Annotated in this window: 19 protein-coding genes, 1 tRNA gene and 1 riboswitch; of the genes, 7 read left to right on the forward strand and 13 right to left on the reverse strand. The window is 69.2% G+C overall.

The window, feature by feature from the left end; all coding sequences use genetic code 11:
* Nucleotides 1-30: 30 nt before the first annotated feature.
* The gene (locus ACFC0Z_RS32290; RefSeq protein WP_376445554.1) at nucleotides 31-2,205 is read left to right on the forward strand and encodes a transglycosylase domain-containing protein; all 2,175 of its coding nucleotides are present in this window, start codon (nucleotides 31-33) and stop codon (nucleotides 2,203-2,205) included.
* Here the strand turns inward: ACFC0Z_RS32290 and ACFC0Z_RS32295 are convergent.
* The 3 genes from ACFC0Z_RS32295 to ACFC0Z_RS32305 form a co-directional block, all read right to left on the reverse strand.
* A complete protein-coding gene (locus ACFC0Z_RS32295) occupies nucleotides 2,199-2,519 on the reverse strand; it encodes a DMT family transporter (protein WP_376445556.1) in 321 nt (106 codons plus the stop codon). The two genes, ACFC0Z_RS32290 and ACFC0Z_RS32295, sit on opposite strands and share 7 nt — an antisense overlap.
* A gap of 35 nt (nucleotides 2,520-2,554) precedes the next feature.
* Nucleotides 2,555-2,624, reverse strand: a riboswitch (guanidine-III (ykkC-III) riboswitch).
* 49 nt (nucleotides 2,625-2,673) lie between these two features.
* Entirely contained in the window at nucleotides 2,674-3,012 is a 339-nt protein-coding gene (locus tag ACFC0Z_RS32300; protein WP_376445559.1) for a GroES family chaperonin, read from the reverse strand.
* Between the two features lie 46 nt (nucleotides 3,013-3,058).
* Nucleotides 3,059-3,379, reverse strand: a complete 321-nt coding sequence (locus tag ACFC0Z_RS32305; RefSeq protein ID WP_376445798.1) for a DUF3618 domain-containing protein — start codon at nucleotides 3,377-3,379, stop codon at nucleotides 3,059-3,061.
* Between the two features lie 137 nt (nucleotides 3,380-3,516).
* On the opposite strand from ACFC0Z_RS32305, the gene bcp reads away from it, so the two are divergent.
* The 3 genes from bcp to ACFC0Z_RS32320 all read left to right on the forward strand — a co-directional run bounded on the left by bcp (nucleotide 3,517) and on the right by ACFC0Z_RS32320 (nucleotide 5,251).
* Complete coding sequence (gene bcp / locus ACFC0Z_RS32310) at nucleotides 3,517-3,984, forward strand: thioredoxin-dependent thiol peroxidase (RefSeq protein WP_376445561.1); 468 nt, start codon at nucleotides 3,517-3,519, stop codon at nucleotides 3,982-3,984.
* A 152-nt stretch (nucleotides 3,985-4,136) separates the two neighbouring features.
* Nucleotides 4,137-5,147, forward strand: a complete 1,011-nt coding sequence (locus ACFC0Z_RS32315) for an HNH endonuclease signature motif containing protein (protein WP_376445564.1) — start codon at nucleotides 4,137-4,139, stop codon at nucleotides 5,145-5,147.
* Nucleotides 5,148-5,167: 20 nt separating this feature from the next.
* Nucleotides 5,168-5,251: transfer RNA gene (locus ACFC0Z_RS32320), tRNA-Leu, on the forward strand.
* Between the two features lie 46 nt (nucleotides 5,252-5,297).
* Here the strand turns inward: ACFC0Z_RS32320 and rdgB are convergent.
* The 4 genes from rdgB to ACFC0Z_RS32340 all read right to left on the reverse strand — a co-directional run bounded on the left by rdgB (nucleotide 5,298) and on the right by ACFC0Z_RS32340 (nucleotide 7,545).
* Entirely contained in the window at nucleotides 5,298-5,906 is a 609-nt protein-coding gene (rdgB, locus tag ACFC0Z_RS32325) for an RdgB/HAM1 family non-canonical purine NTP pyrophosphatase (RefSeq protein WP_376445567.1), read from the reverse strand.
* A gap of 36 nt (nucleotides 5,907-5,942) precedes the next feature.
* A complete protein-coding gene (locus tag ACFC0Z_RS32330; protein WP_376445569.1) occupies nucleotides 5,943-6,326 on the reverse strand; it encodes a hypothetical protein in 384 nt (127 codons plus the stop codon).
* A gap of 101 nt (nucleotides 6,327-6,427) precedes the next feature.
* Nucleotides 6,428-7,159, reverse strand: coding sequence for a ribonuclease PH (gene rph, locus ACFC0Z_RS32335; protein WP_376445572.1), 732 nt, complete (start codon nucleotides 7,157-7,159; stop codon nucleotides 6,428-6,430).
* 113 nt (nucleotides 7,160-7,272) lie between these two features.
* Complete coding sequence (locus ACFC0Z_RS32340) at nucleotides 7,273-7,545, reverse strand: glucose PTS transporter subunit EIIB (RefSeq protein WP_376445800.1); 273 nt, start codon at nucleotides 7,543-7,545, stop codon at nucleotides 7,273-7,275.
* Between the two features lie 196 nt (nucleotides 7,546-7,741).
* Between ACFC0Z_RS32340 and ACFC0Z_RS32345 the strand changes: the two genes are divergently transcribed.
* Complete coding sequence (locus tag ACFC0Z_RS32345) at nucleotides 7,742-9,055, forward strand: PTS transporter subunit EIIC (RefSeq protein ID WP_376445575.1); 1,314 nt, start codon at nucleotides 7,742-7,744, stop codon at nucleotides 9,053-9,055.
* A 309-nt stretch (nucleotides 9,056-9,364) separates the two neighbouring features.
* Nucleotides 9,365-10,630: a PTS transporter subunit EIIC gene (locus ACFC0Z_RS32350; RefSeq protein WP_376445578.1), complete on the forward strand. Its 1,266-nt coding sequence runs from the start codon at nucleotides 9,365-9,367 to the stop codon at nucleotides 10,628-10,630.
* Nucleotides 10,631-10,718: 88 nt separating this feature from the next.
* Here the strand turns inward: ACFC0Z_RS32350 and ACFC0Z_RS32355 are convergent, their stop codons facing one another.
* Nucleotides 10,719-11,471: an MBL fold metallo-hydrolase gene (locus ACFC0Z_RS32355; RefSeq protein ID WP_376445581.1), complete on the reverse strand. Its 753-nt coding sequence runs from the start codon at nucleotides 11,469-11,471 to the stop codon at nucleotides 10,719-10,721.
* Nucleotides 11,472-11,673: 202 nt separating this feature from the next.
* Between ACFC0Z_RS32355 and ACFC0Z_RS32360 the strand changes: the two genes are divergently transcribed.
* Entirely contained in the window at nucleotides 11,674-12,156 is a 483-nt protein-coding gene (locus tag ACFC0Z_RS32360) for a type II toxin-antitoxin system PemK/MazF family toxin (RefSeq protein ID WP_376445584.1), read from the forward strand.
* Between the two features lie 18 nt (nucleotides 12,157-12,174).
* Here the strand turns inward: ACFC0Z_RS32360 and ACFC0Z_RS32365 are convergent, their stop codons facing one another.
* The 5 genes from ACFC0Z_RS32365 to ACFC0Z_RS32385 form a co-directional block, all read right to left on the reverse strand.
* On the reverse strand, nucleotides 12,175-13,125 hold the full coding sequence (locus tag ACFC0Z_RS32365) for a PLP-dependent cysteine synthase family protein (RefSeq protein ID WP_376445586.1): 951 nt from the start codon (nucleotides 13,123-13,125) through the stop codon (nucleotides 12,175-12,177).
* Nucleotides 13,126-13,130: 5 nt separating this feature from the next.
* Nucleotides 13,131-13,409: a MoaD/ThiS family protein gene (locus ACFC0Z_RS32370; protein WP_360800842.1), complete on the reverse strand. Its 279-nt coding sequence runs from the start codon at nucleotides 13,407-13,409 to the stop codon at nucleotides 13,131-13,133.
* Between the two features lie 93 nt (nucleotides 13,410-13,502).
* Complete coding sequence (locus ACFC0Z_RS32375) at nucleotides 13,503-13,619, reverse strand: putative leader peptide (RefSeq protein ID WP_360800839.1); 117 nt, start codon at nucleotides 13,617-13,619, stop codon at nucleotides 13,503-13,505.
* A gap of 121 nt (nucleotides 13,620-13,740) precedes the next feature.
* Entirely contained in the window at nucleotides 13,741-14,166 is a 426-nt protein-coding gene (locus ACFC0Z_RS32380) for a Mov34/MPN/PAD-1 family protein (protein WP_376445590.1), read from the reverse strand.
* A gap of 96 nt (nucleotides 14,167-14,262) precedes the next feature.
* A complete protein-coding gene (locus tag ACFC0Z_RS32385; protein ID WP_376445592.1) occupies nucleotides 14,263-15,690 on the reverse strand; it encodes an amino acid permease in 1,428 nt (475 codons plus the stop codon).
* Nucleotides 15,691-15,811: the final 121 nt, after the last annotated feature.

A 15,811-nucleotide genomic window follows, 5' to 3' on the forward strand; every position in this document is an offset into this window, starting at 1 on the left:
AATGGGCGATATGAGGCAATATCAGGTGCCATGCCCCCTTCATCCGGTAGCTTCTCCGGTGGCCCCTCCGGCAGCTCCTCCGGTCGCTCCTCCGGTCGCTCCTCCGGCAGCTGGGAGCCGAGGGACCCCACCCTCGACGCCCCGCCACCCCCCGCGAAGAAGCGCCGTCCCCGGCGCGTCCTGCGGATCCTCACCGGCCTCGCCCTCCTCGGCGTCCTGCTCCTCGGCGGCGCCTTCGCCGCCGGCTACCTCCTCGTGGAGATCCCGCCCGCCAACGCCGCCGCCCTCGCCCAGTCGAACGTCTACCTCTACCGCGACGGGACCCCGATCGCCCGCGACGGCGAGGTCAACCGCGAGAACGTGCGGCTCGAACAGATCCCCCTCGCGGTACGGCAGGCCGTCCTCGCCGCCGAGGACCGCGACTTCCACACCTCGCGCGCCGTCGACCCCAAGGCCATGGTCCGCGCCGCCTGGAACACGGTCACCGGGAAGGGCCGCCAGTCCGGCTCCACCATCACCCAGCAGTACGTGAAGAACTACTACCTCGGGCAGGAACAGACCCTCTCCCGCAAGGCCAAGGAGTTCTTCATCGCGATCAAGCTGGAACGCGAGACCACCAAGGACGACATCTTCGAGGGCTACCTCAACACCAGCTACTTCGGCCGGAACGCGTACGGCATCCAGGCCGCCGCCCGCGCCTACTACGGCAAGGACGTCGAGCAGCTCGACACCGCCGAAGGCGCGTACCTCGCCTCGCTCCTCAAGGCCCCCAGCGCCTACGACGTCACCACCCACCCCGAGAACCGGGCCAAGGCCGTCGCCCGCTGGAACTACGTCCTCGACGGCATGGTCGGCGAGGGCTGGCTCGACCGGCCCGTCCGCGCCGCCGCCCGCTTCCCCGTCCCGCAGACCGCGCGCCCCGCGACCGGCCTCTCCGGCCAGCGCGGCTACCTCGTCCAGGCCGTCGAGGAGTACCTCACCGGCCACGGCATCGTCGACGAGACGACCCTCGCGGCCGGCGGCTTCCGCATCACCACCACCCTCGACCGCACGAAGCAGGAGACCCTCGTCCAGGCCGTCGAGGACCGGGTCGTCTCCCGGCTCGACCCCGCCCGCTCCCCCGCCGACCGGTACGTCCGCGTCGGCGCCGCCGCCGTCGACCCCGCCACCGGCAAGGTCCTCGCCCTCTACGGCGGCATCGACTACACGCGGCAGTACGTCAACAACGCCACCCGCCGCGACTACCAGGTCGGCTCCACCTTCAAGCCCTTCGTCTTCACCGCCGCCGTGCAGGCCGGCGCCCAGACCCAGCAGGGCGTGCCCATCACCCCGTACACGCTGTACGACGGGACCAACCGCCGCCCCGTGGAGGGCTGGAACGGCGCCCCGTACGACCCCGCCAACGAGGACGACGCCAGCTACGGCGAGATCGCGGTCGGCGAGGCCACCGACCTGTCCGTCAACGCCGTGTACGCCCAGATGGCCGTGGACGTCGGCCCCTCCCACGTACGCCGCACGGCCGTCGCCCTCGGCCTGCCCGGCTCCACCCCCGACCTCACCGCCTCCCCGTCCATCGCGCTCGGCCCCGCCACCGCGAGCGTCCTCGACATGGCCTCCGCGTACGCCACCCTCGCCGCGCACGGCCGGCACGGGACGCCCAGCCTCGTCGAGGCGGTCACCAAGGGCGGCCGGACCGTGGACCTGCCGTCCCGGCCCGCCCGGCAGGCCGTCACCCGCGAAGCCGCCGACACGACCACCTCCGTCCTCCGGAGCGTCGTCGAGGTCGGCACGGGCACGGCGGCGCAGGCCGCCGGACGGCCATCGGCGGGCAAGACGGGGACGGCGGAGGACGACAAGGCGGCCTGGTTCGCCGGCTACACGCCCGAACTCGCGACCGTGGTCGCGCTGATGGGCCAGGACCCCGAGTCGGGGCGGCAGGAACCGCTGTACGGAGCCCTCGGCCTGCCCCGGATCAACGGCGGCGGCGCTCCCGCCGAGATCTGGGCGCAGTTCACCCGCGAAGCCCTGGCCGGGGCGGCACCGCGCGCCTTCGACCTCCAGCTGATGCCGGGGGCCGAGCAGATGTCGGCGGTGCCGCCGGTACCGGACGGGCCGGAGACCGAGGGGCCGTGGGCCGGCGAGGCCGGGCCGAAGTCCTCGGTGACCGGCAAGAAGAAGCGGGAGCAGGGCCGGAAGGGTCAGTGACCCGAGGTCGCCTTGAGTCCCACCACGGCGACGAGCAGCAGACAGACGAAGAAGATCCGGGCGGCGGTCGCCGGCTCACCGAGCACCACCATGCCGAACACCGCCGCACCGGCCGCGCCGATGCCGACCCACACGCCGTACGCCGTACCGATCGGCAGCGTCTTGGCGGCCTGCGACAGCAGCACCATCGAGGCGACGATCCCGATACCGGTGAACACGCTGGGCCAGAGGCGGGTGAAACCGTCGGTGTACTTCATACCGATCGACCAGCCGACCTCGAGCAGACCGGCGATGATCAGAAGAACCCAGGCCATGACGACGAACCTCCGCGAGACGGGACGGGAAAACGGGTGCGTCGTCTTGTCGTCATCCCGGTACGGCGCGTCTCGTCGGGTGTCTTCAGCGTAGCAAAGAAAAGATAAAAGCCCTGGTGACAGTGGTCACCAGGGCCTCAGGAAGACCTCTCGCCTACAGATACAGGCCCGTCGAGTCCGACGTGTCCTGGAAACGGTCGGCGGCCACCGCGTGCAGGTCGCGCTCCCGCATCAGGACGTACGCGGTGCCGCGCACCTCGACCTCGGCGCGGTCCTCGGGGTCGTACAGGACCCGGTCGCCGATCTCGACGGTCCGGACGTTCTGGCCGACCGCGACGACCTCGGCCCAGGACAGGCGACGGCCGACGGCGGCGGTCGCCGGGATCAGGATGCCGCCGCCGGAGCGGCGCTCACCCTCGGGCGAGTCCGTACGGACGAGGACCCGGTCGTGGAGCATCCGGATGGGCAGCTTGTCGTGCGTGTTCTCGCTCACGGGGTGAACCTACCCGCCCCGACGTGTCGCCCGTAGCCGGGAGGGGTCACTCCTTGCCCTTGCGGGACGCGGAAACGATCAGCCCGACCACCGCGACGGCCACGATCGCCGCCGGGACGACCCGCTCCAGGCGGGGGGCGCCGTCCTCGTGCGTGAAACGGGCCTTCACGTCCGAGACGACGCGGTTGACGGCGACGAAGGCCCGGCCGGCGGTCTCGTCGACCGTCGAGGCGACCTTGGCCTTGGCGTCCCCGATGATCGTCTTGGGGTGCACCCGAATGCCGATCTCGTCGAGAGTGACGGCGAGCTGCTCGCGCCGGCGGACGATGTCCGCCTCGATCTGCGCAGGGGTCCTGACGTCCGACACCGCGCTGCCTCCGTAGTCGTGATCTCGTGAACCGGTCATTGACGGACAGTCTGTCAGCTGTACGGCCGGGGGGCCGCCCCCGACCCCCATTAGGCTCTGAACCCGTACGCGAAGTTACCCCCGAGGAAGAGCGAGCCATGAGCGAGCGACTGCAGCCCGGCGACACCGCCCCCGCCTTCACCCTGCCCGACGCGGACGGCAACGAGGTCTCCCTCGCGGACCACAAGGGCCGCAAGGTCATCGTCTACTTCTACCCGGCCGCGCTCACCCCCGGCTGCACGAAGCAGGCCTGCGACTTCACCGACAACCTGGACGTGCTGGCGGCCGCCGGCTACGACGTCATCGGCGTCTCGCCCGACAAGCCGGAGAAGCTCGCGAAGTTCCGCGAGAAGGAGAACCTCAAGGTCACCCTGGTCGGCGACCCGTCGAAGGAGACCCTTGAGGCGTACGGCGCCTTCGGCGAGAAGAAGCTGTACGGCAAGGTCGTGACGGGCGTCATCCGCTCGACGGTCGTCGTCGACGAGAACGGCAAGGTCGAGCACGCCTTCTACAACGTGAAGGCGACCGGCCACGTCGCGAAGATCATCCGCGACCTGGGCATCTGAGGCCCGCCGCCTCTCGGCCCGAACGGCCCGCACCCCCGGAAGGGCGGTGCGGGCCGTTCCGCTTTCCGTGTCGCGACCGTACGCGATATGGCGTAACCGTCCGATATTCGACTCGTTGATCCGTGCGAGATCCGCACTGGGGAGGGGATTCGATGCGGACGAGCCCGTACACGAGGGACCGGCTGGGCGTCGCTGTGGCGGAGTCGCGGGGCTGGGCCGATCTCATGCGCCGCCTCGGAGTCACGGCAAGCGGAGGCCGGCGCCGCTCACTGCAATCGCAAGTTGCCACGTACGGCATCGACACCAGCCACTTCAAGCAGCAGAGCCCCTGGCGCAAGTACACGGACAGCGCCATCGCCGAGGCAGTCGCCGCCTCTACGAGCCTCCGCGAGGTCGCGCAGAGGCTCGGAGTCCCTCCGGCGACCGGCACCCTCTCGCACATCAGCCGACGGATCGCGGCGGCGGGAATCGACGTGAGCCGGTTCCCGGGCATGAACCGCTCGACCACGGAGCTGCCGTTCACCACGGACGAGCTCAAGGCCGCCGCCGTCGCCACTCAGAGCGTCAGGGCCATGGCCCGCCTGCTGGGTGTGGGCGATGACAGCAGATCCCGCGCCGCGCTCAGGCACATGATCCACACGCGGGAAATCGACATCGCCCACTTCACACACCGTCGGGTCGCCATGCCGGAGGACCGCCTACGCAGCGCGGTGTCGAACGCCACGAGCTTCGCCGATGTCATGCGTGCACTCGACCTGCCCGTGACCGACCAGAACCACCGCCGGGTACGTCGACGGGTAACCGAGCTGGACCTCGATACCGCACACTTCAAGCGCCGCACCTGGGGAGCCGTGCGGGCCGTGGCACCGAGAAACGTCGCAGACGCCGTCTTCCGGGTACGCCCGGACGGATCGTCACGCGAGAACCGCGACCGACTCCAACGGGCCCTCACCGAGGTGGGTGTCCCGTATCGGTGCGTCGAGTGCGGGAACGAAGGCCAGTGGCGAGGTGGGCCCATCACCCTGCAGATCGACCACATCAACGGGAACTGGCTCGACAACCGCCGGGAGAACCTTCGCTACCTCTGCCCCAACTGCCACTCGAAGACCGCGACCTGGTGCCGCGGAAAACAGCGGCACACCCAGGGAACAGAGACTGCGTGACCGCTACCATGGTCGTGCAAGCGGCCGTTGCTGAATGGTATAAGCGGAGGTTTTAGGTGCCTCTGGGCGTTTCGCCCATGTGGGTTCGAATCCCATCGGCCGCACCCTACGAAGAGCCGCCCACCAGGCGGCTCTTCGCCGTATCGGGCTTCAGCCCACCAGCTCCCGCACCACCGGTACCAGCGCCCTGAACGCCTTGCCCCGGTGGCTGATCGCGTTCTTCTCCGCCGGGGTCAGTTCCGCGCAGGTCACCTCGTGGCCCTTCGGCTGGAGGATCGGGTCGTAGCCGAAGCCGTTCGTGCCCGTCGGGGCGTGGCGGAGGGTGCCTTCCATACGGCCTTCGACCACTCGCTCCGTGCCGTCGGGGAGCGCGAGGGCCGCCGCGCAGGCGAAGTGGGCGCCTCGGTGTTCGTCGGCGATGTCGCCGAGCTGGGCCAGGAGCAGGTTCAGGTTGGCCTTGTCGTCGCCGTGGGTGCCGGCCCAGCGGGCGGAGAAGATGCCGGGGGCGCCGTTGAGGACGTCGACGCAGAGGCCGGAGTCGTCGGCGATGGCGGGGAGGCCCGTCGCCTGGGCCAGGGCGTGGGCCTTGAGGAGCGCGTTCTCCGCGAAGGTGACGCCGGTTTCCTGGACGTCGGGGACTTCGGGGTACGCGTCCGCGCCGACGAGTTCGAGGTCGAGGCCCGCGTCGGCGAGGATCGCGTGTAGTTCGGTGATCTTGCCCGCGTTGCGGGTGGCGAGGATCAGTCGCTGTCGGGTCATGCCCCCGATTATCCGGGGCGGGCCCAGGGCTCCGGATCAGCCCGGGGTGCAGACCTTGGCGACCTCGCCGGCCGCGTCCGTGATCGGCTGGATGTCGGGGGTCGTGTCGCCGTTCTTGACGGCGGTACGGACCGAGTCGACGCCCTTCGTGAGGTCGTCGACCGCCTTCGCGAGGTCGGCGTTGTCGGTGGTGTCCTTGAGGTTGCCGAGCTCGGTGCTGATCGAGTTGAGGGACTCCTCGATCTGCGTCGGGTCGTTCGAGGCGTTGGAGACGGCCTGCTGGAGCTTGTCGACGGACGTGGCTATCGCGTCGGCGGTCTTGACGCAGTCCATGGCGGTGTCGAGGGCTGCACAGCCGCTCAGGGCGGTGGTGAGCGCGGCGGCGGTGGCCACGGCGAGTGCGAGACGGCGTCGCTTCACGAGGGTCCTTCCCCAGGTACGTACAGGCAGAGAGGCACAGAGACGGGCGGGCGGCACGGAGCTTATCCGTGCCGCCCGCCCGTGAGGACGCCGCCGGGGGGCTAGAGGGTTCCTTCGAGCGCCTTGCGCTGAATCTCGGCCAGTTCGGCGCAGCCGCCGGAGGCGAGGTCGAGGAGGGCGTTGAGCTCCTTGCGATCGAAGGGCTCGGCCTCGGCGGTGCCCTGGACCTCGACGAAGCGGCCGTCGCCGGTGCAGACGACGTTCATGTCGGTGTCGGCGCGGACGTCCTCCTCGTAGCAGAGGTCGAGGAGGGGGACGCCGTCGACGATGCCGACGGAGACGGCGCCGACGGTGCCGGTGAGCGGCTTGCGGCCGGCCTTGATCAGCTTCTTGCCCTGGGCCCAGGAGACGGCGTCGGCGAGTGCCACGTACGCGCCGGTGATCGCCGCCGTGCGGGTGCCGCCGTCGGCCTGGAGGACGTCGCAGTCGAGGACGATCGTGTTCTCGCCGAGGGCCTTGTAGTCGATGACGGCGCGGAGCGAGCGGCCGATGAGGCGGGAGATCTCGTGGGTCCGGCCGCCGATCTTGCCGCGGACGGACTCGCGGTCGCCGCGGGTGTTGGTGGCGCGGGGGAGCATCGAGTACTCGCCGGTCACCCAGCCTTCGCCGCTGCCCTTGCGCCAGCGCGGGACGCCTTCGGTGACGGAGGCGGTGCAGAAGACCTTGGTGTCGCCGAAGGAGATGAGGACGGAGCCCTCGGCGTGCTTGCTCCATCCGCGTTCGATGGTGACGGGGCGGAGCTGTTCGGGGGTACGGCCGTCGATTCGAGACATGTCACGAGCGTATCTGTACGGGAGGGGGCGGGCGGCCGTACGACGAAGGGCCCGTTCCCCTGCCGGAACGGGCCCTTGTCGGGAAGCGAGCGGGGCGGTCGTGCCGCCCGCGCTCACATGAGGTCTTCGATCTCCGCGGCGATCGGGTCGGCGTCGGTGCCGATGACGACCTGGATGGCCGTGCCCATCTTCACGACGCCGTGGGCACCGGCGGCCTTGAGGGCGGCCTCGTCGACGAGAGACGCGTCGACGACCTCGGTGCGCAGACGGGTGATGCAGCCCTCGACCTCTTCGATGTTGTCGATGCCGCCGAGCCCGGCGATGATCTTCTCAGCCTTGCTGGCCATGTGTTTCTCCCTGTCCGTTCTGTTCGCGCGGGCGCGAATCTCGGCGCACCTGAGGTCCGCTTTGTCACCGTAACCCACGGTTGGCCCAACTATGCGCGCGACTGCCGCCGTTCTGGCGAATGATGACGATCACCGGCGGCCTGTCCTCAGCGGGCCTCCGAAGGCTACCGCAACTGGTCTACACCAGTGTGCAACGGAACGCGGACCCGGCTTGTTCCGGGCAGGGAGGACGCCGATGAGTACCAGCAGCGCCGCGGCAGCGCCGAAGAAATCCGTGTGGAACGGACTCTTCCAGGGCCTGCAGAAGATGGGGCGCAGCCTCCAGCTCCCCATTGCCGTGCTACCGGCCGCCGGCATCCTGAACCGGCTGGGCCAGCCAGACGTCTTCGGCGCCGACGGCCTGGGGTGGAACAACCTCGCCAAGGTGTTCGCGGCGGCGGGTGGCGCGCTGCTCGACTCCTCGCTCGGTCTGCCGCTGCTCTTCTGCATCGGTGTCGCGATCGGCATGGCGAAGAAGTCGGACGGCTCGACGGCGCTCGCCGCGGTCGCGGGCTTCCTCGTCTACTACGCGGTGCTGCGCGCCTTCCCCGAGGACTGCGTGCCCGGGGCGAACTTCTCCGGCGCCGGCATGTGGAGCGGTCTGTGCGTGGCGGAGGACGGGACGTCCAGTCAGGCGGCGTACCAGAATCCCGGCGTCTTCGGCGGCATCGTGATGGGCCTGCTGTCCGCCTGGTTCTGGCAGCGGTACCACCGCGTCAAGCTGGTGGACTGGCTCGGCTTCTTCAACGGCCGCCGTCTCGTCCCGATCATCATGTCCTTCGTCGGCCTGATCTTCGCCGGGCTCTGCGTCTGGATCTGGCCGCCCATCGGTGACGCCCTCACCAGCTTCTCGGAGTGGCTGGTCGACCTCAACTACCTGGGTTCGGGCATCTTCGGCATCGCCAACCGCGCGCTGCTCGTGGTCGGCCTGCACCAGTTCCTGAACACCTTCGTCTGGTTCCAGTTCGGCGACTTCACGAAGCCGGACGGCACGATCGTCCACGGTGACATCAACCGTTTCCTCGCGGGCGACCCGACGGCCGGCCAGTTCACCTCGGGCTTCTTCCCGATCATGATGTTCGCCCTCCCGGCGGCGGCGCTCGCGATCTACCACTGCGCGAAGCCGCACCGGAAGAAGGCGGTCGGCGGCATGATGCTGTCGGTCGGTCTGACCTCGTTCGTCACCGGCATCACCGAGCCGATCGAGTACTCGTTCCTCTTCATCGCCCCGGTCCTGTACGGCATCCACGCGCTGCTCACCGGTGTCTCGATGGCGGTGACCTGGGGGTTGGGCGTCAAGGACGGCTTCAGCTTCTCGGCCGGTCTGATCGACTACGTGATCAACTGGAGCCTCGCGACGAAGCCCTGGATGATCATTCCGATCGGCCTCGCCTTCGCGGTCGTCTACTACCTGATCTTCACGTTCGCGATCAGGAAGTTCAATCTCCAGACCCCGGGCCGCGAGCCCGACGAACTGGAGGCGGAGATCGAGCGCGACAACGTGAAGTAGCGGCGTCGGCGGGTCCCGTAACCCCGTCCGCGAGGTCTGCGGCCCTGTCCGATTCGGGGCTTTAGACCCCTCCGTAAGCCCCTCTTGAGGCCCCTGGACCTGACGGTCCGGGGGCCTTATGTCGTGCATTTCCGGCTATGGCTCGGACCACAAAATTCGCAGGTTCCTTATCTAAGTCTCACGTGCTAAAACTGGTCTACACCACTGATTGGTGTAGACCACGCGGTCCAGACCACCGCGTTCCCCTGAGACGTCGCCTCCCCCCGTGTTCATGTCCCTGGCGGCGCCTTGCCTTACTGGAGGAAGTTGATGAGTACGGCCACCGCCCAGGCCGCGGCTCCCGCGAAGAAGCGTGGATCCGGCCTGTTCCAGGGCCTGCAGAAGGTCGGTCGCAGCCTGCAGCTGCCGATCGCCGTACTGCCGGCCGCGGGTATTCTGCTCCGTCTCGGCCAGCCCGACGTCTTCGGCGCCGACGGCCTCGCCTGGGGCAAGGTCGCGTCGGTCTTCGCCACCGCCGGTGGCGCGGTCTTCGACAACCTGCCCCTGCTCTTCTGCATCGGTGTCGCCATCGGCTTCGCCAAGAAGGCGGACGGCTCCACCGCCCTGGCCGCGCTCGTCGGCTTCCTGGTCTACAGCAACGTGCTGAAGGCGTTCCCGGTCACCGAGGCGGTCATCAACACGACCGCCAACAAGGGTGTCGACGTCGCCGCGACGTACAACAACCCCGGTGTCCTCGGCGGCATCATCATGGGTCTGCTCTCCGCGGTCCTGTGGCAGAAGTTCCACCGCACCAAGCTCGTCGACTGGCTCGGCTTCTTCAACGGCCGCCGTCTCGTCCCGATCATCATGGCCTTCGTCGGCACCGCCGTCGGTGTCGTCTTCGGTCTGGTCTGGGAGCCCATCGGCGACGGCATCTCCAGCTTCGGCGAGTGGATGACCGGCCTCGGCTCCGGTGGCGCCGGCCTCTTCGGCCTCATCAACCGCGGTCTGCTCCCCGTCGGCATGCACCAGTTCGTGAACTCCGTCGCCTGGTTCCAGATCGGCGACTTCACCAACGCGGCCGGCGACGTCGTCCACGGCGACCTGACCCGCTTCTTCGCCGGTGACCCGAGCGCCGGAATGTTCATGACCGGCTTCTTCCCGATCATGATGTTCGGCCTCCCGGCCGCCGCCCTGGCCATCGCCCACGCCGCTCGCCCCGAGCGCCGCAAGGCCGTCCTCGGCATGATGCTCTCGCTCGCGCTGACCTCCTTCGTCACCGGTATCACCGAGCCGATCGAGTTCACCTTCATGTTCATCGCGCCGGTCCTCTACGTGATCCACGCGGTCCTGACCGCCGTCTCGATGGCCGTCACCTGGGCGTTCGGTGTCCACACCGGCTTCACCTTCTCCGCCGGTGCGATCGACTACCTGCTCAACTGGAACCTCGCGACCAAGCCCTGGCTGATCATCCCGATCGGTCTCGTCTTCGCGGCGATCTACTACGTGGTCTTCCGCTTCGCGATCACCAAGTTCAACCTCACCACCCCGGGCCGCGAGCCCGAGGAGGAGATCGAGGACCTCACCAAGGCGTGAGCCTCGCCCGCAGCAAGGGGGAAGGCCCCGGAACCGTCAGGGTTCCGGGGCCTTCCCCCTTTTTCCCGTACGTGTACGGGCGCGGCGCTCAGATCTCGTACACCGCGCCCGGCCGCGCCAGCTCCGCCGGTCCCGCGTACACCTCGCGCGCGTCCTCCAGGTTCCGCTCGCCGTCCGTCCACGGCGGGATGTGGGTGAGGACGAGCCGCCCCGCCCCCGACCGCTCCGCCTGCGCCCCGGCCTCGCGGCCGTTGAGGTGGAGGTCCGGGATGTCCTCCTTGCCGTGGGTGAAGGAGGCCTCGCAGAGGAAGAGGTCGGTGCCCTCGGCGAGGTCGTCGAGCGCCTCGCAGACCCCGGTGTCCCCGGAGTACGTGAGCGAGCGCCCGCCGTGCTCGACGCGGATGCCGTACGCCTCCACGGGGTGCGCGACCTTCTGCGTACGGACCGAGAACGGGCCGATCTCGAAGGAACCCGAGGTCAGCGTGCGGAAGTCGAAGACCTCGCCCATCGAGGACGGTGACGGCGTGTCCGCGTACGCGGTGGTCAGCCGCTGCTCGGCGCCCTCGGGTGCGTACACCGGGATCGCCGGGCAGCGTCCGCCCTCGTGGCGGTAGTAACGGGCGACGAAGTACCCGCACATGTCGATGCAGTGGTCCGCGTGCAGATGGCTGAGGAAGATCGCGTCGAGGTCGTACAGACCGATGTGCCGTTGCAGCTCGCCGAGGGCGCCATTGCCCATGTCGAGGAGCAACCGGAAGCCGTCGGCCTCGACGAGGTAGCTCGAGCAGGCCGAATCCGCGGACGGGAACGACCCGGAGCAACCGACGACGGTGAGCTTCATGGAGCGTGAACCTCCGGGACGGGTGCGGGAAACGCGCTGAGGGAGGGGGAGGCTGTGCGGTCAGTCGAGCGTAAGGCGCACTCGGGCCTGTCGCTCCTTCGTGGCGGCCCGTTGTGGGCGAACTCACGGGCTCTGTCACCGGTTCGGATGGATGGCGAGGCGTCACGGCGAAGTGGGCCGTGCGCGGGTACCGTCTTGCGGTATGGACACGTCATGGTGGCCCGCGCTGGTCGCGGTCGTGGTGATCGCGCTGGTGGTGGCGGTCGCCGACGGTTGGAAGCGGTCCTCGCGCCGCCGCCCCTCGGGCCGGACCCGGCCGCCCGCCCGGCCGCCGCGCGGACCGGCCGGACCGCGGAAGCCCGCTCGGCCCGGGCGGCAGCCGAAGGCGGGCGAGATCTGGTGGGCGGACGTGCCCTTCGAGGACGGGCCGGGGTCGAAGGACCGGCCGTGCCTGGTCCTGTCGCTGCACGGCGGCAACGCGCTCGTCGCCAAGATCACCAGCAAGTACCACGACGAACGGCCGGGCGTGATCCCGCTGCCGCCGGGCGCGGTCGGTGACGCGCAGGGGCGGCCGAGCTTCCTGGAGACGGACGAGCTGCGGGAGGTTCCCGTGGCGGATTTCCGCCGGAGAGTGGGAGAGGCGGACCCGGTCGTGTGGGACCAGGTCCGCCATCTCGCGCGGTGAGCCGTCAGCCCTAGGCGGTCAGGCCCAGAGCTGGTCCTGAACCGCCGCGATCGCTTCCTCCGTGGTCGCCGCCGTGTAGAGGCCGGTCGACAGGTACTTCCAGCCGCCGTCGGCGACGACGAACGCGATGTCCGCGCTCTCCCCCGCCTTGACCGCCTTGTTGCCGACGCCGATGGCCGCGTGCAGGGCCGCGCCGGTGGAGACGCCCGCGAAGATGCCCTCCTGCTGGAGGAGTTCGCGGGTACGGGTGACCGCGTCGGCCGAGCCGACCGAGAAGCGGGTCGTGAGGACCGAGGGGTCGTACAGCTCCGGCACGAAGCCCTCGTCGAGGTTCCGCAGGCCGTACACGAGGTCGTCGTAGCGCGGTTCGGCGGCGACGATCTTCACGTCCGGCTTCTGCTCGCGCAGGTACCGGCCGACGCCCATGAGTGTCCCCGTCGTGCCGAGACCGGCGACGAAGTGGGTGATCGACGGGAGGTCGGCGAGGAGTTCGGGGCCCGTGGTGGCGTAGTGGGCGCCCGCGTTGTCCGGGTTGCCGTACTGGTAGAGCATCACCCAGTCCGGGTGCTCCGCGGAGAGCTCCTTGGCGACCCGTACCGCCGTGTTCGACCCGCCCGCCGCGGGGGACGAGATGATCTCGGCTCCCCACATGGCGAGCAGCTGGCGCCGCTCCTCGCTGGTGTTCTCGGGCATGACGCAGACGATGCGGTAGCCCTTGAGCTTGGCGGCCATGGCCAGCGAGATGCCGGTGTTGCCGCTGGTCGGCTCCAGGATGGTGCAGCCGGGGGTGAGCCGGCCGTCCTTCTCGGCCTGCTCGATCATGTGGAGCGCGGGGCGGTCCTTGACCGAGCCGGTCGGGTTGCGGTCCTCCAGCTTCGCCCAGATCCGGACGTCGTCCGAGGGCGAGAGCCGGGGAAGCCGGACCAGCGGGGTGTTGCCGACCGCCGCCAGCGGGGAGTCGTAGCGCATGTGGATCAGACCATGCCACCGGCGACGGCCGGCAGGATCGTGACGCTGTCGCCGTCGGAGAGCTTCGTCTCGATGCCGTCGAGGAAGCGGACGTCCTCGTCGTTCAGGTAGACGTTGACGAAGCGGCGGAGCTTGCCGTCGTCGACGATGCGGGCCTCGATCCCGTTGTGGCGGGACTCCAGGTCGGCGAAGAGCTCGGCGAGTGTGCCGCCGCTGCCCTGGACGGCCTTCTCGCCGTCGGTGTAGGTGCGGAGGATGGTCGGGATGCGGACCTCGATGGCCATGACGTGGGCTCCTGAAGGGAAGTGGCGTGATGGGCGCGCTGCTGTGGCCCCGCGCGGAGGGGGTCGTACGGTGAGGGGCGCTCCGCGGGTCGCTCAGAGCGCAGCGCGAGAGGGACACATCGCGCTGGCGAGGCGGCCCAGGTCGACGTGGAGGCGCGCCACGAGCAGGGCGCTGCTCGGCATCTGTTCGCTCACGTCGTGGGAAACCATGGGCTCATCGTATCGATTCCCGGTCCGGGTTCCGGAATGTGATCTCACATGATGGAAGGACGGCGACCGCCTGCCGGACGCCCGGCTCCCCGTACGTCTGCTCGTACGTCTGCTCGTACGTCTACTCGTACGCCTCGACGACCTTGACCTCCTCCTCGGTGACCACGCCGTCGACGATCGAGAAGGAGCGGAACTGGAAGGGTCCGGCGCCGTCGGTGTCGGCGGTGGAGACCAGGACGTAGTGGGCCTGGGGCTCGTTGGCGTACGTGATGTCCGTGCGCGACGGGTACGCCTCGGTGGCGGTGTGCGAGTGGTAGACGATCACGGGCTCCTCGTCCCGGTCGTCCATGTCGCGGTAGAGCTTGAGCAGGTCCGCGGAGTCGAACTCGTAGAAGGTGGGCGAGCGGGCGGCGTTGAGCATGGGGATGAAACGCTCGGGGCGGCCGCTGCCGACCGGACCCGCGACCACGCCGCAGGCCTCGTCGGGGTGGTCGGCGCGGGAGTGTTCCACGATCTGGTCGAACAGGGCCCGGGTGATGGTCAGCATGCCGACAGGATAAGCAGACGGGCCGCCTCGTACCGAGGATCGGTACAAGGCGGCCCGGATGCTGAGACCTTGCAGGTCAGCGGAGTGTCAGGAGCGTCAGGAGCGCTTGGCGAAGGCGGCGCCCTCGGGGTTGCGGGCCTTGAGCACCAGGTAGGAGACGGCGAGGACCAGGCCCCAGACCGGCGCGCCGTACAGCGCGACCCGGTTGCCGGCGTCCATGCCCATGGTCACGATCACCATGGCGAGGAAGGCCAGGGCGAAGGCGCTGAGCCAGATGCCGCCGGGCGCCTTGAAGGAGGACTCGGGCAGCTCGCCGCGGTCGGCCTTGGTGCGGTAGCGGATGTGGCAGACGAGGATGGCGATCCAGGCCCACATGCCGGAGATGGTCGCGAAGGAGACGACGTAGTTGAAGGCGTCGCCCGGCCACTGGTAGTTGATCCAGACGCCGACCATCATCAGCGCGGCCGAGACCGTGGTGCCGATGAGCGGGGTGCCGGAGCGGGTCAGCTTCGTGAAGACCTTCGGGCCCTGGCCGTTGAGCGCGAGGTCGCGCAGCATGCGGCCGGTGGAGTACATGCCCGAGTTGCAGGAGGAGAGCGCGGCCGTCAGGACGACGAAGTTGACGATGGCGGCGCCGACGCTCAGGCCCATCTTCTCGAAGGCCGCGACGAACGGGGAGACGCCCGGCTGGAACTCGGTCCACGGGACGACCGACAGGATCATGATCAGCGCGCCGACGTAGAAGACGGCGATGCGCCACGGCACGGTGTTGATGGCCTTCGGCAGGACCGTCTTCGGGTCCTTGGACTCGCCCGCGGTGACGCCGACGAGCTCGACGGCGAGGAAGGCGAACATGACCATCTGGAGGGTCATGAGGGTGGAGAGGATGCCGTCCTTGCCGGCGAAGAAGCCGCCGAGGTCCCACAGGTGGGTGACGGAGGCGGTGTCGCCCGCGTCGGAGAAGCCGAAGGTCAGGATGCCGGCGCAGATGAGGATCATGCCGATGATCGCGGTGACCTTGACCATCGAGAACCAGAACTCCAGCTCACCGAAGAGCTTCACCGAGATCAGGTTGGCGCCGTAGAGGATGACCGTGAAGACCAGGGCCGAGAGCCACTGCGGGATGTCCCACCAGTAGGTCATGTACGTGGCCGCGGCGGTGACCTCGGTGATGCCGGTGACGACCCAGAAGAGCCAGTACGTCCATCCGGTCACGAAGCCGGCGAAGGGGCCCATGAACTCGCGGGCGTACTCGGAGAAGGAGCCCGAGACCGGGCGGTACATGAGGAGCTCGCCGAGCGCCCGCATGATGAAGAAGATGACGAGACCGGCGACGGCGTACGCGAGGATGAGGCTCGGTCCCGCGATGGAGATGCCCTTGCCGGCACCCAGGAAGAGGCCGGTGCCGATGGCTCCGCCGATGGCGATCATCTGGATCTGGCGGGCGCCGAGTGCCCGGTGGTAACCCTCGCCCGTGACCTCGTCGGAGGCCTCGTGCTGCTGGTCGACCCTCAGAGAGGTCATGGTGGTGCGCCTTTCTCCATGCTGATCCCCCCGGATGTGGATGGAGTGCCACCGGCGGTCAGCCGGTCAAAGCGCCCTCGGGAACATGGGTGGCGTCCCCGAGAGGTCGTGAAGATTTATC

Source organism: Streptomyces sp. NPDC056144, from assembly GCF_042264145.1.
GTDB lineage: Bacteria > Actinomycetota > Actinomycetes > Streptomycetales > Streptomycetaceae > Streptomyces.